Origin of the sequence: Algoriphagus sp. oki45 (genome assembly GCF_036245605.1) — a bacterium.
Lineage (GTDB): Bacteria > Bacteroidota > Bacteroidia > Cytophagales > Cyclobacteriaceae > Algoriphagus.
In genome coordinates this window covers 2073088-2092874 of the sequence record NZ_BTPC01000001.1, presented here as the reverse complement: position 1 = coordinate 2092874, position 19787 = coordinate 2073088, and the positions used below count along the sequence as shown (strand labels likewise).

Annotated in this window: 17 protein-coding genes; 11 read left to right on the top strand and 6 right to left on the bottom strand. The window is 44.5% G+C overall.

Translation table 11 applies throughout. The annotated features are described in order from the left end of the window. Nucleotides 1-13: 13 nt before the first annotated feature. The 3 genes from AAA942_RS09065 to AAA942_RS09055 all read left to right on the top strand — a co-directional run bounded on the left by AAA942_RS09065 (nt 14) and on the right by AAA942_RS09055 (nt 3103). Entirely contained in the window at nt 14-724 is a 711-nt protein-coding gene (locus tag AAA942_RS09065; RefSeq protein ID WP_338219922.1) for a tetratricopeptide repeat protein, read from the top strand. Nucleotides 725-727: 3 nt separating this feature from the next. Next, nucleotides 728-1684, top strand: a complete 957-nt coding sequence (locus tag AAA942_RS09060; RefSeq protein ID WP_338219921.1) for an L-threonylcarbamoyladenylate synthase — start codon at nt 728-730, stop codon at nt 1682-1684. A 216-nt stretch (nt 1685-1900) separates the two neighbouring features. After that, nucleotides 1901-3103, top strand: coding sequence for a phosphoglycerate kinase (locus AAA942_RS09055; RefSeq protein ID WP_338219920.1), 1203 nt, complete (start codon nt 1901-1903; stop codon nt 3101-3103). A gap of 197 nt (nt 3104-3300) precedes the next feature. On the opposite strand, the gene AAA942_RS09050 is transcribed toward AAA942_RS09055, so the two are convergent. After that, nucleotides 3301-4152, bottom strand: coding sequence for an endonuclease/exonuclease/phosphatase family protein (locus tag AAA942_RS09050; RefSeq protein WP_338219919.1), 852 nt, complete (start codon nt 4150-4152; stop codon nt 3301-3303). 60 nt (nt 4153-4212) lie between these two features. Here AAA942_RS09050 and AAA942_RS09045 point away from each other — a divergent pair, with 60 nt between their 5' ends. Beyond that, entirely contained in the window at nt 4213-5106 is an 894-nt protein-coding gene (locus AAA942_RS09045) for a flavin reductase family protein (protein WP_338219918.1), read from the top strand. Nucleotides 5107-5164: 58 nt separating this feature from the next. On the opposite strand, the gene sppA is transcribed toward AAA942_RS09045, so the two are convergent. Continuing rightward, complete coding sequence (gene sppA / locus AAA942_RS09040) at nt 5165-6931, bottom strand: signal peptide peptidase SppA (protein WP_338219917.1); 1767 nt, start codon at nt 6929-6931, stop codon at nt 5165-5167. 148 nt (nt 6932-7079) lie between these two features. Here sppA and folK point away from each other — a divergent pair, with 148 nt between their 5' ends. Continuing rightward, nucleotides 7080-7565 carry a 2-amino-4-hydroxy-6-hydroxymethyldihydropteridine diphosphokinase gene (gene folK, locus AAA942_RS09035; RefSeq protein ID WP_338219916.1) on the top strand — a complete coding sequence of 162 codons (486 nt, stop codon included), beginning with the start codon at nt 7080-7082 and terminating at the stop codon, nt 7563-7565. Between the two features lie 174 nt (nt 7566-7739). On the opposite strand, the gene fabD is transcribed toward folK, so the two are convergent. Both fabD and AAA942_RS09025 read right to left on the bottom strand, forming a co-directional pair. Then, entirely contained in the window at nt 7740-8612 is an 873-nt protein-coding gene (gene fabD, locus AAA942_RS09030) for an ACP S-malonyltransferase (RefSeq protein WP_338219915.1), read from the bottom strand. Between the two features lie 145 nt (nt 8613-8757). Continuing rightward, entirely contained in the window at nt 8758-9687 is a 930-nt protein-coding gene (locus AAA942_RS09025) for a LysR family transcriptional regulator (protein ID WP_338219914.1), read from the bottom strand. Between the two features lie 85 nt (nt 9688-9772). Here AAA942_RS09025 and AAA942_RS09020 point away from each other — a divergent pair, with 85 nt between their 5' ends. Then, nucleotides 9773-10732, top strand: a complete 960-nt coding sequence (locus AAA942_RS09020; protein WP_338219913.1) for a sodium-dependent bicarbonate transport family permease — start codon at nt 9773-9775, stop codon at nt 10730-10732. 5 nt (nt 10733-10737) lie between these two features. Here AAA942_RS09020 and AAA942_RS09015 read toward each other — a convergent pair whose 3' ends face one another. Then, on the bottom strand, nt 10738-11142 hold the full coding sequence (locus AAA942_RS09015; protein ID WP_338219912.1) for a thiol-disulfide oxidoreductase DCC family protein: 405 nt from the start codon (nt 11140-11142) through the stop codon (nt 10738-10740). Further along, on the bottom strand, nt 11139-13916 hold the full coding sequence (locus AAA942_RS09010; protein ID WP_338219911.1) for a T9SS type B sorting domain-containing protein: 2778 nt from the start codon (nt 13914-13916) through the stop codon (nt 11139-11141). Before AAA942_RS09010 ends, AAA942_RS09015 begins: the two co-directional genes overlap by 4 nt. Before the next feature lie 317 nt (nt 13917-14233). Between AAA942_RS09010 and AAA942_RS09005 the strand changes: the two genes are divergently transcribed. The 5 genes from AAA942_RS09005 to AAA942_RS08985 all read left to right on the top strand — a co-directional run bounded on the left by AAA942_RS09005 (nt 14234) and on the right by AAA942_RS08985 (nt 19784). Continuing rightward, nucleotides 14234-14914, top strand: coding sequence for a succinate dehydrogenase cytochrome b subunit (locus tag AAA942_RS09005; RefSeq protein WP_338219910.1), 681 nt, complete (start codon nt 14234-14236; stop codon nt 14912-14914). A 13-nt stretch (nt 14915-14927) separates the two neighbouring features. Then, nucleotides 14928-16862 (top strand): fumarate reductase/succinate dehydrogenase flavoprotein subunit, encoded by a 1935-nt coding sequence (locus tag AAA942_RS09000; protein ID WP_338219909.1) that lies wholly within the window; start codon nt 14928-14930, stop codon nt 16860-16862. A gap of 29 nt (nt 16863-16891) precedes the next feature. Beyond that, nucleotides 16892-17641 carry a succinate dehydrogenase/fumarate reductase iron-sulfur subunit gene (locus tag AAA942_RS08995; RefSeq protein WP_338219908.1) on the top strand — a complete coding sequence of 250 codons (750 nt, stop codon included), beginning with the start codon at nt 16892-16894 and terminating at the stop codon, nt 17639-17641. Nucleotides 17642-17911: 270 nt separating this feature from the next. Further along, the gene (locus AAA942_RS08990) at nt 17912-19336 is read left to right on the top strand and encodes a sodium:solute symporter family protein (RefSeq protein WP_338219907.1); all 1425 of its coding nucleotides are present in this window, start codon (nt 17912-17914) and stop codon (nt 19334-19336) included. A gap of 4 nt (nt 19337-19340) precedes the next feature. Next, entirely contained in the window at nt 19341-19784 is a 444-nt protein-coding gene (locus tag AAA942_RS08985) for a GNAT family N-acetyltransferase (protein WP_338219906.1), read from the top strand. Nucleotides 19785-19787 lie beyond the last annotated feature (3 nt).

Genomic DNA, 19787 nt, shown 5'->3' with positions numbered 1-19787 from the left:
AAATTACCCTCCCGTGAGAAAAATCTGGTTGATTACATTGCTTTTTGCAGGCTTGTTTGCATGCAGCCCAAGTGAAGATGAATTGATGCAAAAAGGCATGCAAAAGATGGATTCCCAAGCTTGGTCAGATGCCGTTCGCATTTTTGATCAATTGCTGGAAAAAAATCCTACCAATGCCACCGCACTTAATGCCAAGGGAGTTGCGCTTTTTCAACAAGGAAAAATTCAGGAAGCGATTCCTGTTTTTGACCAAGCCATAACGGCTGATTCGACCAGTTATAAGCCTTGGTTTAATCGGGGAAATGCCAAAATGGAGCTGGAGAAATACAAGGAAGCCTTAGCCGATTTCAATATTGCGAGTGCCTTGGACGCCAGTCAGACGGATATTTTTTTCAACAGGGGTACCGCTCTTCTGAATATGGAGCAATACGAAGACGCGCTCTTGGATTTTCAGGCTGTGCTGGAGTCAGACCCCAATCAAGCGGATGCACATTTTCGAAAGGCAAAGGCTGAATTGGGCTTGAACGACCCTCTCCACGGACTGGAGTCGCTCACCAACACCGTCAATCTGGACCCGAAAAACGCCGAGGCTTACTACCTTTTGGGAGTGACTAGAATGAGTGCTCTGGGTCAAAAAAGTGAGGGCTGTGCTGATCTGAAAATGGCTCTTTCTTTGGGCTATACCCAAGCGGAAACCTGGATCAAAGACTTCTGCGAAGACTAAGCCATGGCTGAAATCGGAAAAGATATTGCCCAAGCCCAGTATTTTTTGGAAAATGGCCAACTCGTGGGGATTCCTACGGAGACTGTCTATGGTCTTGCCGGCAATGCCATTAATCCCGAGTCAGTCGCTTTGATTTTTGAGACAAAAAATCGTCCCAGTTTTGATCCGCTGATCTTACACACCTCTTCTTTGAAAAGAGTAGAGGATTTTGTTTTGGATTTTCCGGAAAGGCTGAAAAAACTTGCGGATTCCTTTTGGCCGGGGCCACTGACCTTGCTTCTGCCGAGAAAGCCCATTGTGCCTGATTTGGTAACCTCGGGATTGGAGCGGGTAGCCGTTCGGGTGCCCAAGCATCCCCAGACCTTAGCCTTGCTTGATTCCCTTGATTTTCCTTTGGCAGCTCCCAGTGCCAATCCTTTTGGCTACATCAGTCCGACCACTCCTGCTCATGTAGAGGCCCAATTGGGAGATAAGATTCCTTACATACTTGATGGAGGGGCTTGCGAAGTAGGCTTGGAAAGTACGATAGTGGGTTTGGAAGGAGATGACGTGGTGATCTATCGATTGGGAGGATTGGATATTTCAGAAATTGAAAAGCAAATCGGTCCCATAAAAGTGAAAGACCATAGTTCCAGCAATCCTTCCGCCCCGGGTCAGCTGGAGAGCCATTATGCGCCGAGAAAGCCTTTTGTACTGGGAGATTTGGAAAAGCTCATTTCTGAAAAGAAAGAAGAAAGAGCATTGTTTGGGGTGCTGAGTTTTTCAAAGCATTTTCCCGGTGTGGAAAATCAGTTCATTTTGAGTGAAAAAGCTAATCTTCAAGAAGCCGCCAAAAATCTTTTTGCAGTCATGCGTAGTTTAGATCAAAGCAACGCCGAAATAATCTTAGCAGAGCTGATGCCGGAAACAGGATTGGGAAGAGCAATCAATGACCGGTTGAGAAGAGCTGCAGTCAAATAACTTCTAAGTATAATTTCGATGTCTTCCTCAAAAGACAAATTTTTCAATCTTTCAATTTTTGAATCTTCCAATCATCCTATCCATTCAATCGATTACGGAATCCCAAGCCGAAGAATTAGCAAATTGATCATGGGCAAAGGGCAAGATTTGCATGAAATTGGCTTAAATTCAAACTCTTTTTAAAAGACAAATTTGAAAAACCATTAAACTAATCTTATGAGTTCAACCGTAAAAAATGTCGATAGCCTGAGTTTTGCAGGGAAGAAAGCGCTCGTTCGAGTGGATTTCAATGTACCTCTGGATGAGAATTTTGCTGTCACTGACGATACACGTATTCAGGCTGCAATCCCCACGATCAAGAAAATTTTGAAAGATGGAGGATCTGCTATTTTGATGTCTCACTTGGGTAGGCCCAAAGGTGGACCTGAGGATAAATATTCCCTGAAGCACATTGTGTCGGCAGTGGAAGCAGCTTTGGGACAAAAGATCAAGTTTGCCGGAGATTGTATTGGAGAAGAAGCGGTTAAGTTGGCGGCTGGATTGGGATCGGGAGAGGTTCTTTTGTTGGAAAATCTCCGCTTTTACAAAGAAGAGGAAAAAGGTGACAAGGACTTTGCAGGCAAATTGGCTAAACTAGGAGATGTCTATGTAAATGATGCCTTTGGTACAGCCCATCGGGCGCATGCATCCACAGCCGTGATTGCTGAGTTTTTCAAAGATAAGGTAGCGGGCTACCTCATGGAGTCCGAGTTGACTAATGCCGATAAGGTATTGGATAAGGCAGAAAGGCCATATACTGCTGTAATGGGTGGAGCCAAGATTGCAGACAAAATCCTGATAATTGAGCGTCTATTGAACAAAGTGGACAATCTGATTATCGGAGGCGGGATGTCCTACACTTTTGCGAAAGCCAAAGGTGGCCAAATCGGAACATCCCTTCTAGAAGCCGATAAAATGGATTATGTCCTCGAACTGATGGAAAAAGCCAAAGCAAAAGGAGTGAATTTAATTTTGCCGGTAGATACAGTCATTGCGGATGCCTTTGCCAATGATGCCAACCAAGACTTGGTAAGTAGCGGAGAGATTCCTGATGGTTGGATGGGCTTGGATATCGGACCAAAGACCAGAGAGCTTTTCGGCAAAACCATATTGGAATCCAAAACCATACTTTGGAATGGTCCAATGGGGGTTTTTGAAATGGAATCTTTTAACAAAGGAACAATAGCAATCTCTGAGTATGTGGCTCAGGCGACTCAAAAAGGAGCTTTCTCCCTGATCGGAGGAGGTGACTCAGCCGCTGCAGTGAATAAGTTTGGATTCACGGATCAGGTTTCCTATGTGTCCACCGGTGGAGGAGCTTTGCTGGAGCACATGGAAGGAAAAGTACTTCCTGGAGTAGCTGCTTTGGCAGAGGAATAAGAAATTTTATCCAACAGCGAAGAGGCTGTCTAAAAAGTGAGTTTGTCACATTGAGCGAAGTCGAAATGTCGTCCGGAAAGCTGGAAATGGCCTTCGACTCCGCTCAGGCTGACAACGAAACGATTTAAGAGACAACTTCTTTATTTTTTTGACACCAAAGGCCTTCCCAAAAGGTAAAACTTAGGAAAAGCAAAAGGTCAGAAATTCAATTCCACCATCACCGGAAAATGGTCCGATGGGTATTTTTTTCCATAATTATCCGTCAAGATTCCATGGCGGAGAACCTCGATTCTCCCGGAAACGAAAATATGGTCGATAATTCCATCCGGCATTTTTTCCCAGTCAAAACCGGTAAATGTCCCCTTGGGACCGTAAGAAGGTGTTTTTGAAATCAGACGGGCATCCTTCCAGTTGTTGTTGGAAACGATGGTTTCATATGCGGGATTGTCCGGAGTTACATTGAAGTCTCCCATCCAGATGACCGGAAGATTTTCGGTATTGATTTTTTGAATTTGTAAAGCGACCAGTTTGCTGCTTTCCTCTCTCGCCAGCTGTCCGATATGGTCGTAGTGGATATTGAACACATAAAACCTAGCCCCATCCTTACTTTTAAACCTTCCCCATGTGCAAATCCGATTCAAGGATGCATCCCAACCTTTGCTTGGTTTTTCTGGAGTGGGAGAAAGCCAAAAAGTCCCCGAATCTTCCAATTGATATAAATCAGGATCATAGTGAATCGGTGAAAACTCGCCCTTTTCCATGCCATCATCCCGGCCTACTCCGATGGATTGGTATCCCAAGCCTTCATTGATTTGCCTCAATTGATGAACCAAGGTTTCTTGAGTTCCAAAAAGCCCAATCTGATGAAATTGAATTAAATGAATAACATGGGGTGCCCGGTCTTTCCAAAGATTGCCTTCATCGTTGGGGTTGTCCCAGCGAATATTAAAGGTGGCAAAACGGTGGGTTTGAGCTGAAACAGGTCCTAATAAAAGGAGCGAAAGTAATCCCGCTAGCAGCGAGTGGATTAGGTTGGCTTTTGAGGTCATGATGAACTTATTCGTGTAAAAAGGCTTATTGATCTAGAAAACACATGCTATTTTAAAAGTATGAAAACCATTGATCCCAACGAACTCAAAACCCAAGATTTGCAGGCCATTTTGCAGGGGGCAGTAGCTCCTCGGCCGATTGCCTTTGCCAGTACTGTGGATTTGGAAGGAAATGTGAACCTCAGTCCATTCAGTTTTTTCAATCTTTTCAGTGCCAATCCTCCGATTCTCGTTTTTTCTCCTAGTCGAAGAGTCCGTGACAATACCACCAAACACACGCTGGAAAATGTACTGGAAGTGCCCGAAGTGGTGATTCACATCGTAGGATTTGATCAGGTGGAGCAGATGTCTCTGGCCAGTACAGAATATCCCAAGGGGGTCAATGAATTTGAAAAGGCGGGACTGACGTCTGTTAAATCCGACTTGATTACTCCTCCTCGGGTCAAAGAGTCCCCGGTAGCTTTTGAGTGCCGGGTGAATGAGGTCAAATCTTTGGGTGATCAAGGAGGGGCCGGGAATTTGGTGATCTGTGAGATTCTCAGAATTCACTTGGATGAAAGGATTCTGGATGAGCATGGGGCCATAGATCCTCACATTCTAGCACCTGTCGCGCGTTTGGGAGGAAGTTGGTATTCCAAAATTACCCCGGATTCCCTTTTTCAAATCCCAAAACCCTTAACCAAGCTTGGAATCGGGGTGGACCAGATTCCCGAGGAAATCAGAAAAAGTCCTGTACTGACAGGAAACAATCTGGGACGCTTAGGAAATGTGGAACAATTACCCTCCCAAGAAGAAGTGGAGGAACTTTCCCGATCTTCGGAAGTTCAAGAAATGCGGATTCGATTCCAAAATGACCCCGACTCATGGACGGATCATTTGCACAGGTGGGCAAAAATGGAATTAGAAGCCGGAAATGTAGAAAAGGCTTGGCAAATTCTCCTTCAAAAGCCGTAAAAGCAAAACCCCTCAAATTCCGGAATTTGAGGGGTTTTTTGGTTTAGAATGCTTTGATTTATTTGATAGTGATATCCTGTGGCATGCGAACTTGCACGCCCTGATAGTGCTTGATCTTCTGTATTTTCTGATAAAGTGGATATTGGTCTCCAAGGTATACCTGAAGAAGTTTTGCCTGGACATTGTCGGAGAATGAGGTCATGAATTCTTCAAACCAAGGCTTTTGTTCAGGATAAAATACCACCCTGTAATCATCACCTGCGTCGATTTTGGCAGCTGCAATTTCAATAGCAGTATCCAATCCTCCCAAGACATCCACCAAGCCTCTGGCTTTGGCCTGATTTCCTGTCCAAACGCGTCCTGAGGCCACTTTCTTTACAGAATCAGGATGCATACCCCGGCCTTCAGCCACTCTGGAAATGAAGGTTTCATATCCGTCTTCTATCGAGGATTGGATGATCATGCGCTCTACTTCGGTGGTTGGTCGGCCCGGATTCATAAAGTCAGAGAGTTCGCCTGTGGCTACTACATCCGTTGTGACACCAAGCTTGTCATTGATTAGCTCCTGTACATTAAACCACAAGCCAAAAATACCAATAGAACCCGTGATGGTATTGGGTTGAGCTACGATCGTGTCTGCAGGGGCTGAGATGTAATATCCCCCTGATGCGGCCACTTCTCCCATGGATGCAATTACCGGCTTGGCTTTTTTGGCCTCTGTCAGTTCTCTCCAGATCACATCTGAGGCTAGAATAGATCCCCCCGGTGAGTTGACACGAAGTACGATGGCTTTGATATTGTCGTCTTTGCGGGCTTTTCGGATTTCCTTTGCAAACTTCTCCGAGCTGATTACTCCCTCAGCACTTCCACCGACGATTTCCCCTTCGGCAATGATGACGGCGATTAGGTTTTTGGAGGTGATATTTTTTGACTTGGCCAAAGACGCCAGATCAGTAGCATTAATTCTGGAGATGTCTGCATCTTCCTCCAATCCCAGCTTTTCTCTCAGCTTAGCATGCACTTGATCCTCGTAGAGCAATTCGGTAGCCAAGCCATAGGTCACAGCATCAGCAGGCTTTCTTACCAGCATTTTTGAGTTGATTTTCATCAGGCTGTCCGGAGTCATTTTCAGACTTTCAGCAATGAGATTGACAGCATGTGCATTGATGTCATCCAGAAAATATTGGGTCTGAAGTCTGTTTTCCGGGCTCATTTTGTCCAAAATGAAAGGCTCAACGGCACTTTTGAACTCGCCCACGCGGAATACTTCAGGCTGGATTCCCACTTTTTCGAAGAAGCCTTTCAGAAAAATAGATTCAGAAGCGAGTCCGTTGAAGTCAATGCCTCCTAAGGGATTGAGGTAGATTTCGTCAGCTACAGAAGCCAAAAAGTAACCCCCTTCTCCGTAGGCTTCGTCATAGGCAATGATAAATTTTCCTGATTCTTTGAAATCAAGAAGTGCTTCTCTCAGGTCCAATAATCCCGCCTGTCCGGCCAAAATCAACCCGGTGTTGAGATAAATCCCCTTGATATTATCATTGGTTTTTGCTTCTGCGATTGCCTTCTTCAAATTGATCAAACCCGCATTCATTTGATTTCCGAAAGGGTTTCCAAAGCCTCCAAAATCAAAATCATTATCCGTAGTTCGCTCTACTAGCACTCTTCCGTTGAGATTCAGGTGCAACACGGTGTTTTCTTTCACTTTGACCTCTTTTTCGGAAGAGGAGGCAATGATCCCAATGATCCCAAAAAGGACGAGAAAACTGAGAATCGAAAAGACAAAAAGACCGACGATGACGGCCAATACGTTACCTAGAAATTTCATTTTTTATACTTTGTTTTTTTCTTTCTTTTTCAAATCCAATTTACTACAACTACAAAAGCAAATTAGTTTTTTGCAGTCTATTGGAATTTTAATTTGCCCAAAATTAACTCAAATTGGGCGGTGTTTACAATCACCTAAGTGATAAGCGATGCAAACAGAGGTTGTGTTATGTTTAGGAGGGAACAAAGGTGACCGGGAAAAGTTGCTTTTTCGGGCTATTGAGTGTTTGAATGATCATTTCCAGCTCCTTCGGGTTTCCAAAATCTACGAAACAGCGGCTTGGGGAGGCGTGGCAAAGGGGGATTTTTTAAATCAGTTGGCTATCATCTCTACTGGACTCGATCCTGATGATGTTTTGGATATCCTTCAGGAAATTGAGCGGGATTTGGGGAGAAAGCGGGAAGATCCCTGGGGCGACCGAACCATGGATATTGACATCCTGTATTTTGGAGATCAAAAGATTGAAAATGAGCGACTCTCCGTGCCTCATCCTTTTATTGCCGATCGGAGATTTGTGCTTGTCCCCTTGGGTGAGCTTCTTCCTGATTTTAGACATCCCCTATCCGGGAAAACTCCCCTGGAAATGCTTCAGGAATGTGGTGACCCCAGCGAGGTGAAGCTTTATGAAAAGTAAAGAGGCTGTCTCAAAAGTAAAGTTTGTCACATTGAGCGAAGTCGAAATGTGTTCCAGATAATTGGAATTTGCCTTCGACTCCTGTCACCCTGAGCACTTTAGAGACGAGAGTCTCGAAATCGAAGGGTCAGGCTGACAACGAAACGATTTATGAGATAGCCTCTTCTTTTTTGATTATAAGCCTGACACTTCGGCTTCAGGATGGATTTTTTTGACCAGCCCTTGGAGAACCTTTCCCGGTCCGCATTCTACAAATTGGGTGGCTCCGTCTTTTACCATGTTTTGTACTGATTGAGTCCATTTGACAGGAGCAGTAAGCTGAGCGATGAGATTCTGCTTGATGGTCGCCACGTCAGAGACTGCTGTCGTACTTACATTTTGATAGACCGGACAAGATGGGGTATGAAATTCAGTTGCTTCAATCGCTTTTTGGAGTTTTTCACGGGCAGGTTCCATCAGCGGAGAGTGAAAAGCTCCTCCCACAGGGAGAGGGAGTGCCCGCTTGGCACCTGCAGCTTTCATTCGCTCACAGGCGATTTCGATTCCTTTATTAGTGCCTGAGATGACCAGCTGCCCGGGGCAGTTGTAATTGGCCGGAACGACTCTTTCTTCTACTTCCGAACAGATTTCCTCTACCTTTTCGTCAGCAAGTCCTAGGATAGCAGCCATGGTGGAGGGGTTGATTTCGCAGGCTTCCTGCATGGCCAATGCTCGCTGATAAACGAGTTTGAGGCCGTCTTCGAAGGAAAGGGTGCCATTGGCAACTAGGGCTGAAAACTCCCCCAAGGAATGTCCGGCGACCATGTTTGGAGCAAAATCTGGGGTGGTTTTGGCCAAAATAACCGAATGCAAAAAGATAGCAGGTTGGGTCACTTTGGTCTGTTTTAGCTCTTCGTCCGTTCCTTCAAACATGATGTCAGAGATGCGAAACCCCAGGATTTCATTGGCCTGCTCAAAGAGCGCTTTAGCTTCTGAGTTTTCTTCATAAAGTGATTTTCCCATCCCCGGGAATTGGGCGCCTTGACCCGGAAAAACAAATGCTTTCATGTGTTTTTGTTAATGATTTGAGCCCTCACCTGAAATCTAAATCAGCGTCTAGAGCTTCATGAACTAGGCTAATCACTTGGACTAGATTTCACTGGGTAGGGTAGGTTGAAGGGGCAAATATAGGCGATTTTACTTCCTCCACCCATTACATCAGCTGATCGACCAGCTTGAAGTGGTCATGGATGACGGCTTTATTGTTTTCTCCCAGCCATCGGATAAAGGCTTTAATAGCCGGCGGATGATTTTTTTGCTTTAGCCAAATCAGCTTCCAATCTGCAAGAAGAGGAAGTCCTTCAAATTCCAGAATCTCAATCCGTTTGTCGTAAATCTCCTGATGCATAGAAAAAATAGAAAGGACTGAAACCCCTAATCCAGCCATTACGGCCTGCTTCACAGCCTCATTGGTTGCCAATTCCAGTTTGCTTTCGATGCTGATATCTTTCTCGTTGAAGAAGGACTCCATTTTTGTCCGGGTTCCGGATCCTTTTTCCCGGAGGACAAAGGGGATTTTGTGCCAGTTTCCTGCATTGATTTCTTTTTGATACAGCTCTTTTTTCTCCGGGGCACAGGCGAGGTACCATTTATTTTCGGCGATGGTGATGCTCTCCAAATCCATATCTTCCGGCCATACAGAAACCAAAGCCAAGTCTGTGGTATTTTCCTGGAGATGGGACAGTACCGTAAAGCGGTTGGACACTTCCAAGCTGATTTCTACATGAGGATGGATTTTCATGAAATCTGCCATCAGGTAGGGTACTAAGTATTTTCCGGTGGAAACGGATGAGATTCTCATTTTTCCTCCCAAAAGGCCCTTAAGCTCCAGCATTCGTTGTTGAATCTGGTCAAGTTCTGAGAAAATCCGGTCTGCGGTATCTACCAACTCTTGTCCAAACTCTGTGATATGAATCTTTTTGCCAATGATTTCGGTCAATGGTACATCAAACTGCTCCTGAAGATTTTTGAGCTGAATGGATACACCAGGCTGAGTAAGGTTCATCACTTTGGCTGCTTTGGTGATGCTCTGATGCTTGGCTACGATCTGAAAGGCGCGGAGTTGTTGGAGAGAAAAATTCATAAATTATTTTAATTTAAAAACCATTACGTATTGAAATTTATTATGGTTTGTTTTTTTTAAAAAATTCTCGCCTGATATTTGGGCCATGGATTTTCAAATTTTGATTAACAACCTCACGAATCCGAGTTTGCTCTTTTTCGTTTTGGGGATTTTGGCGGTGAGGTTCAAAAGCGATCTGGAAATACCCGGCAGCAGTGCCAAGTTTATCGCGCTATATCTGATGCTTTCGATTGGATTCAAAGGTGGGCAGGAATTATCCCACAGTGAGTTTGATTCGGGGATTCTTTGGGCTTTGGTTTTTGGCTTGTTTCTATCTGCTTCTATTCCTTTTTATACTTTTTTTATTCTTAAGAAAAAACTTGGAGTCGCCAATGCTTCTGCAATCTCGGCTTCCTACGGCTCCATTTCTGCGGTGACTTTTGTGGCGGCGGTAGCATTTTTGGATGTTCAGGGCACCACCTTTGGAGGACATATGGTGGCGGTAATGGCCCTTATGGAAGCTCCTGCTATTATCTCAGGGGTGATATTGCTTCGCAAATACTCTGAGCAAAAACCGGAAGGAGGTCTCCGTAAAATCATCATCCATGCTTTTACCAATGGTTCTGTATTGCTAATTCTGGGAAGTTTGGTGATTGGGTTGATAGCAGATGAAAAGCAGGCGGAGGGGATCAAGCCCTTCGTGACCGATATTTTCAAGGGTTTTTTGGCTGTATTCCTTTTGGATATGGGGATAAATAGTGGCAGGAAGCTAAAAGCCTTTTTCAAAACCGGCTATTTTTCTACCGTTTTCGCAATTGTCATTCCACTGATTAATGGGTGCCTCGTAGCATTTTTAACTCATTGGATTGCACCGGGAGTAGGGGATCGGTTGATTTTCTCTATTCTGGCTGCTTCGGCCTCCTACATTGCAGTACCTGCGGCTATGAAGCTGGCCAATCCGGAGGCTGACGAAGGATTGTACGTTCCCATGGCCTTGGCCATTACCTTCCCTTTCAACATTACTTTGGGAATGCCGATTTATTGGATGATTATACAGGCTTTTTGAAAAAATCAGCTGATGAATTTTGCTTTTTCTTCAGGTGAGGGAAGTCGGCAGGTGTTTTTTTTACCAAACCATCGGTATCGATTCTTTCCTATCCAATCGTAAACGGGGTCACGGAAAAAGGCAGGAATGAAGATCAAGGGATATAGCAAAGGCCAAAGTCCGGAAAGGTGTTTGGCAATCTTGAGGGCTCCTGTACTTCGGAAATAGGCCTTTTCTCCTTCGATCAAAACCAAAGAATCCAGATAATCTCCTGTGATTTGAAGCTTTTCAAGTAAGGATTTTCCTGCTTCACTTTGCAATGCCCCAACCAAAAAACGATTGTTTTTGTCTCGTTTTAGGATGAAATCGATTGAGGTATTGCAAAGATTACAGACCCCGTCAAAAAGAATGACTGACCTGCCCGGGATCATCTCAGGATTTGAATGGTGCCTTTCAATTCTCGCTCTCGGCGACTTTGATCCAACACATCAAAGAATACCTTCCCGGAGTAGAAATAGGTTCCAGCCGGCAGATCGTTTCCATTGGAATCTCTTCCATCCCAGCGAATGAAGATATCATTTTCATTGCTTTCTAAGCTATTGTACCGGAATACCTCCGCTCCCCATCGATTGACGATGAAGATTTCTACTCCCGTAACAAATCTAGGACAAGCGGAGAAGGGATTATCAAAGGCGATAAAGGTATCGTTGTTTCCGTCTCCATTCGGAGTGAATGCATTGGGCAGGTTATATACAGGACAATTGTCTACACAGACGACATTGCTAGGCTCACTTTCGTTGCCGGATCTATCCACTGCGGTGATATAATAGCAGCCTCTATAGTTAGGAAGATTGGTAAGGGTGGCATTAAGAGCGAGGTTGGAATATTCGCCCACCAGATTGAATACCCCTTCTTCTCCATCTGGAGTGAAATACAAGCGATAGCCGCTGAGTTCATCATCACAATTTCCTGAGAAATCCGGTTCCCAGCTCAGTTCATGCTCGAAGGTATTGGAATTGCATGGCTGTTCTGCAACGTAGGCGGAGCATTCAGGACCTTCGAAGGTCAGCACCGGAGGACATGGCAGTCGGTCGTCATCCGGTTTGGCACAGATGATTTGTGACTTGTTTTCTAAAGGATAGGTGATTCGATCGACGTTATAGGAACCTTTGGTCACCACAAAATAGCAATATTCAGTGTCTCTATTTAAAGGCACTCCATTAAAGCTGCCATCATCCAAGAAAGTAAAGCCTTGAGTAGTCACGTCAACTTCGGCTATTTTTTCAAAATTTAGATCATCGGAGGCTTCAGGATCGGTTCTGTTTCTCCAAACCTCATGAGGGAACTGTGCGACTTGGTTATTCCAAGGAACTTGGAAAGTCCAATTCAATTCAATGGCCTCATTTATAATTGTTGGCTCTAATCTGACAGAAGAAGCTGAGGAGGAAGTGTCAATTTTGATATTTTGATCGAGTAGAACTACCCGATAATTGTATACTAGATTTTCAGTGTTTAAGCCCGTATCGGTAAACAAGGTATCCGAGGTAATTCCCAAACTGACTCTGTTTTGATTTCCCTCAAAACCCTCACTTCTCAGGAGTTCGTAGGTGTATGGACCAGGGAATTGGGTTACATCGATGTCATACGGTGGGGTCCACTTGACAAATATTTCCCCATCTGTGAGATCAGTTTGTTCTACACTGACATTGGTGATGATAGGGACATCCACATCAATAGTGAGGCAAATTTCCTCAGAAACTATACTTAATCCGGCCCTTGGTTGAGGGAATGCAGCTACTAAGCGGTAGCAATAAGTGTTTCCGGGAGCAAGCCCTTCACCTCCATTGAGATCTTTGAAGCTGAAGGTGTTCATATCGGTGATGCCGATTAGCTCATATCCCGGACGAATTCCTGTCTCACAGGAGTCTGGCTGGTAAGGATCAGAATTGATTCTTCTCCATATCTGCATTTCCTGTGCAGTGGCTGCACAGACATAAGGATCCCAAGATAGCTCAGCAGTCCTGCCCGGCATTTGTTCGATTTGATCCCAAACAGGTGGAGGACCGATTACTTTGATTCTCCAGGTTTTGATATCCACCAGTTTGGGTCCAGACCGAGGTTGGTCGGTGATTCGCACACGTACATCGTATTCTCTTTCTCTGACATGGCTGCAGACCGTTTGCCAATTGAAATTGACTATGCCTGGCTGAGGCTGGAATACATTTTCAGGAGAATAGGTGGCTGGAGAGGTATTGATTTCTATGGGTTCACCAAAAACTTCAATTTTCACTGGATCTCCATCCGGATCTTGCCCCTGAATTATTTCCTCGATGAGCGTTCCTGCTTCTACGCACAGGTCAGGGGGCAAAATCAACTCAGGCCTTCGGTTATTGGAGTTTTCGATGATAATCTGCATATCGCGGACCACGTAACCGATCTGCTCAAATCTCCCATTGATTTTTCTCCACTCGATGATTCGAAAGGCTACGTTGAACTGCCCTGCAGTACCCGGCGCATCCCAAATTAAGTCGCCAAATACCGGATCTATCCCAAAAAGAGCTGGGGTCTGACCTGACTCCTGACTCCTGCTGAATTCGGCCACATTGGGATCACGGTAATTGTTTACTTCTCTTTGAAAAGCCTGCTTGGGAACATCAATGGCGTAAGAAAGGCTGTCTCCATCTGGGTCATAAGCTCCAGGATTATGAATATAGCGAACATTTACAGCTCCGTTGTCTACAGGAGGGATGGTGAGGACTGGTGAATTGTTTACTCCAATAAATGGATCGATGTTGATTTCGGTTTCCACGTAAAAAGGAGTGTCTACCGAATTATCCATGTTCAATGTCAAATCATTCCTGTTAAACTCCTGGAATCGTATTTTATATCTTCCTGGCCCCTGAAAAGTGTGGGTAATGATGAACGTGTTTTTCTCGATTAGGTCTCCTACATCTTCTACAAATGAAAAATCGCTTTCTGTGTTGAGTTGCTCTTCTCTTCCATCTCCAAAGTTGATAGTACCTGGGCCAAAGACTACGCTGGATCGGGTATCGGTATATCCCACTACCGTGATTCTGTAAGTGAGTGTCTGAACTGAAATCCGCTCTGCAATGATCTCACCTGCCCTGATGTGGGTGGCAAAAGACTCATGGATCATCCCAAGCAGTGAAAGGAAAAATGTGAAGAGCGAAAATTTAAGCTTCATGAGGGTTTGCTTTGGTCTTTGTTTGTGAAAAACGCCGCTAATGCAGTAAAAGTTACTTCATATAACGGAGTAATTTTTCTTTTCTTCTATGCTAGAGGTAAGAAAAGAGAATTTCAGGGCTTTTTCAAACAATAAAAATAAACAGGCTGTTGGCATAATAACGAATGAAGGGAAAAAAGCTTAGGAATATTATTATTTAGAAACAATTAAAATAAGCGCATGGAACTCGATTGCATTGTTTGCTAGTCTGCTCCCTTTTAAATTTGGCCTCAAATTAATGCAAAAGAAATTCGTTCTAAACTAATCGCATCACTTGTATGAGTTGGGTTACAAAAACCTTGAGCAGTACCTTAGGTAGAAAGTTGATCATGGCCTTGACCGGTTTGTTTTTGATTCTGTTTCTGACAGGTCACGTATCCGGTAATTTGCTTTTGTTCAAAAATGACGGTGGAGAGGCATTTAATATATATGCCAAGTTTATGACTACCAATCCGGCAGTTAAAATTCTCTCTTATCTGACCTACATCTCTATTATTGGTCACGTCATCTATTCCATTTTCTTGACCAAACACAACAAATCAGCAAGGCCGGTAGGTTATGCCGAATCCAAGGCAGCAACTAGCAGTACTTGGTCTTCCAGAAATATGGGAATCTTGGGTACGATCATTTTGGTATTCCTGGTTGTTCACTTGCAGGGTTTTTGGGCCAAAATGCACTGGGGAGAGATGCCCATGGTTACCATCGAAGGAGAAGAATACAAAAATTTGTTTCTAATAGTAAGTGAAGCCTTCAAACAAGAGTGGCTGGTGGCCCTATATGTGATTTCCATGGGATTTCTAGGATTTCACCTTTCCCACGGATTCGCTTCTGCTTTCCAAACCTTAGGCCTGAATCATAAAAAGTATTCACCTGCTATCAAGGCGGTGGGTCAGTTTTACTGCATTGCAGTTCCGATCCTATTCGCCAGCATGCCTTTATATATTTACTTTACTAGTTAATCCATAGTCCCGTATGATACTAGATTCCAAAATACCTGCTGGTCCATTGGCCGAAAAATGGACAAAGCACAAGTTTAACAGCAAGCTGGTCAATCCGGCAAACAAAAGAAAATACGATGTCATCGTAGTGGGTACAGGCTTGGCAGGCGCCTCTGCTGCAGCCTCGTTAGCGGAGTTGGGATACAATGTCAAGGCCTTTTGTTTCCAGGACAGCCCTAGAAGAGCGCATTCTATTGCTGCTCAGGGAGGGATCAATGCTGCCAAGAACTACCAGAATGACGGTGACTCTGTATTTAGACTATTCTATGACACGATCAAAGGCGGTGACTACCGGGCAAGAGAAGCCAATGTCTACCGACTTGCCGAAGTGTCTGTAAAAATCATTGATCAATGCGTGGCCCAAGGAGTGCCTTTTGCCAGAGAATATGGAGGGCTATTGGCCAACCGCTCATTCGGTGGTGCTCAGGTATCCCGAACATTTTATGCACGGGGCCAAACTGGACAGCAATTGTTATTGGGTGCCTATTCTGCGCTCAGCCGTCAGGTAGCGAATGGAAAAGTAAAGCTTTACCCAAGAACAGAAATGATGGACGTGGTCGTCATTGATGGCCATGCAAGAGGGATAGTGACCCGAAACCTAATCACAGGTGCGGTGGAAACGCATGCAGCTCATGCAGTTTTGCTTTGCACCGGTGGATACGGAAACGTCTTCTTCTTATCAACCAATGCAATGGGTTCCAATGTGACAGCGGCTTGGAGAGCTCACAAGCGCGGTGCTTACTTTGCCAACCCTTGCTTTACCCAGATTCACCCAACTTGTATTCCTGTTTCAGGTGATCATCAGTCCAAATTGACGCTGATGTCCGAATCTCTCAGAAATGACGGACGAGTATGGGTGCCGGCAACTAAAGAAACGGCTGAAAAACTCAGAAAAGGCCAAATCAAGGCCAACGATATCAAGGAGGAAGACAGAGATTACTTCTTGGAAAGAAAATATCCTTCCTTCGGTAACCTTGTTCCTCGAGATGTTGCTTCCAGAAATGCGAAATATGTCTGTGACGAAGGACGTGGAGTCAATGAAACCGGTGAAGCGGTGTTCTTGGATTTCCGTGACGCGATCAAGCGGGACGGAAGAAATATCATTGAGCAGAAATACGGCAACCTCTTCGATATGTATAAGCAAATCACAGGAGAGGATCCCTATCAGGTGCCAATGATGATTTATCCAGCGGTCCACTACACCATGGGTGGTCTTTGGGTAGATTACAATTTGATGACGACCGTTCCGGGGCTGTATGCATTGGGAGAAGCTAACTTCTCTGACCACGGAGCCAACCGATTGGGAGCTTCAGCTCTCATGCAGGGATTGGCAGATGGATACTTTGTGATTCCTTACACTGTAGGGGACTATCTCGCTCAAGTGCCGCCAAAGAAAGTGGATGAAAATCACCCTGAATTTGCCAAAGCTAAAGAAGAGGTTCAAAATAGAATAAAGACTATTCTATCCATCAATGGGTCTAAGACAGTGGATTACTTCCACAAAAAACTAGGCAAAATCATGTGGAACGAATGTGGCATGGCTCGAACAGCAGAAGGCTTGAAAAAAGCAAAAGCTGAGATTCAGGCATTGAAGGCTGATTTTTGGAAGGATGTGAAAGTATTGGGGACCAATGAAGAATTGAATCAATCTCTTGAAAAAGCCCACCGTGTTGCTGATTTCCTTGAATTGGGTGAATTGATGGTGGATGATGCATTGAATAGAGAAGAATCATGCGGTGGCCACTTCCGTGAAGAATTTCAGACTCCAGAAGGTGAAGCCCTTCGTGATGACGAAAACTTTGCATATGTAGCCGCTTGGAAATACGTCGGAGAGGGTACTCAGGAAGAGCTTTACAAGGAGCCGCTTGAGTTTGAAAATGTGAAGTTGACCCAGCGTAGTTATAAATAATCATTTGACAATAATTCATAGCTAGAAATATGAAATTGACATTAAAAATTTGGAGACAGAAGAATAACTCAGACAAGGGAGGTTTTGCGACCTATCCTGTGGATGGGATTTCAAAAGACATGTCTTTCTTGGAGATGTTGGATGTGCTGAATGATCAATTGACCGAAAAGGGGGAAGACCCGGTTCACTTTGATCATGATTGCCGGGAAGGTATCTGTGGTATGTGCTCCTTATACATCAATGGTAAGCCGCATGGTCCCTTGCAGACCACCACTTGCCAGCTGCATATGCGCTCCTTCAATGATGGAGAGACCATCACCATTGAGCCTTGGAGGGCCAAAGCCTTCCCTGTAGTCAAAGATTTGGTGGTAGATCGCTCTGCCTTTGACCGAATCATCCAAGCGGGAGGATATGTGTCTGTAAATACAGGCGGGGTTCCTGATGCCAATGAAATCCCAGTTCCAAAGACCGTAGCAGATTTGGCGATGGATGCGGCACAGTGTATCGGATGCGGTGCCTGTGTAGCAGCTTGTAAAAACGCTTCTGCCATGCTCTTCACCTCTGCTAAGATCTCCCAATTGGCACTTTTGCCTCAGGGACAGGTAGAAAGAAAGACGAGAGCAGAAAAGATGGTTGCGCAGATGGATGCCGAAGGATTCGGTGCTTGTACCAATACGGGTGCCTGCGAGGCTGAATGTCCAAAGGGAATTTCCATTACCAACATCGCCCGAATGAACAGAGAATATTTCAGTGCAGTAGTCAGCAGTGAATCCTTATAATTGGACTTTAGAGAATAATTCAAAGAAAACCGGAGACCTCTCCGGTTTTTTTTTGCCCTTACTACTAGATGATTGGGGTAAAATACTACCTGAATATGATCACAATCTCAGCTTCAATTTAAGTCTAAAAATGGTATTATTCCAAGGGTAAATTTGATTAAATAAATCGAATTAGGTCAAAAAACCAAATAAAATTGGCCTTTTGACTCTTTTTAATTAACTTTAAAAAATTATATTTTAAATTTCTTTTGTTACACAAGTTAGATAATAATGCATTTACTGGATCTGGGGATCTTTTTAGCCTACATGCTGGCCATGTTGGGCGTGGGAGTATATTTCATGAAAAAGAATTCCAGCCAGGAGGATTATTATGTAGGAGGGCGATCTATTGGAAGTCTGCATATCGGGCTTTCGGTTGTAGCCACTGACGTAGGCGGAGGATTTTCGATTGGTTTGGGCGGACTGGGTTTTGCCATGGGCATCTCCGGATCATGGATGTTGTTTACGGGATTGATCGGTGCTTGGCTGGCTGCTGTGCTGTTGATTCCAAAAGTAAAGGCCAATCCTTCTTTCGCCCGATTTTTCACTTTTCCTCAGATCATCGGTTATCTTTTTGATCAAAAAGCAGCCAAAATCGCCGCACTTATTTGCTTCATTGGGTATTTGGGATTTACCTCCTCTCAGCTTCTAGCCGGTGCCAAGTTGGCCTCCGGTACCTTTGAATCTCTAGATCTGCACACTGCACTTTTAATTATGGGTGTGATTGCGGTGGTATATACCGTGATGGGTGGATTGAAGGCCGTGATTTATACTGACACGGTACAATGGATTATTTTGATGTTAGGTCTTATGTTGATCGGAATTCCTGTAGCCTATTCCTTCGTCGGAGGATGGGATGGAATTACCCGGACCTTGCCGGAAGAGTTTTTCTCTCTTAGCAACTTGACATGGCAAGATTTGGTCAATTGGGGAGTGACGATCATCCCGATTTGGTTTGTGGGAATGACGCTGTATCAGCGGATTTTTGCAGCTCGGGATGAGAAATCTGCCAAAAGAGCCTGGTTTATAGCCGGTATATTCGAATGGCCGATTATGGCCTTTTTGGGGGTGAGCCTAGGACTCTTATCCAGAGTGGCGGTCGAGCAGGGAGCACTTGAGGGCTTTACGGCGACGATGGATCCCGAGATGGGCCTTCCTGTGATGTTAAGTCAAATTCTCCCTGTGGGAATCCTTGGCCTGATGATGTCGGCTTATTTTTCGGCAGTGCTGTCCACGGCAGATTCCTGTTTGATGGCTGCCTCAGGAAATCTGACCACAGACCTTCTTTCCAATCAGCTAAAAGACAAACCCATGCACCAAGAAGTTCGAATCAGTCAGCTGCTTACCTTAGCCATTGGAATTATTGCGGTCTTGATTGCCTGGCAGATGACCGAAGTATTGAGCTTGATGCTGTATTCCTATGCATTTATGGTTTCAGGACTCCTGGTTCCTGTGGTGGCTGGGTTATTTTTGAATAAAAGAAATCCAACAGCGGCTATTTTCTCGATGATTATTGGGGGAAGTGTCACAGCGGGCCTGACCTTGGCAGGTGTAAATTTGCCTTTTAGTCTCGATGCCAATCTATTCGGAATAGCCTGTTCAGCAATAAGTTATAGCTTGGTTTATTATTTTAGAAATAAGAAAATAGAACAATAAAAATATGATCAAATTAGAAACCCTATCCGCGATAAACAACGCGACCTTTCTTGAGAAAAATGAGATTGCAGACTTCCTTTTTCACCATTTGGGAAAATACGGAGATCCAAAGGATGACATCATGAAGTGTCTGGATTACGCTTTGGATCCGGGACTACATGCAGGCGGTTTTGTTATTCTTGCAAGGGAAAAGGGAGAAATCGTAGGGGCTTTGGTGATGAATAAAACCGGAATGTCAGGATATATTCCTGAAAATATTCTGGTCTACATTGCAGTGGATGCTTCCCAAAGAGGAAAAGGAATCGGAGGGAAACTTATGGATTTGGCAATTACCATGGCTAATGGAGCTATTGCTCTCCACGTGGAGGCGGATAATCCTGCCAAAAAACTGTACGAGCGCTTGGGATTTACCAACAAATACCTTGAAATGAGGCTAACCAAGAAATAAAAA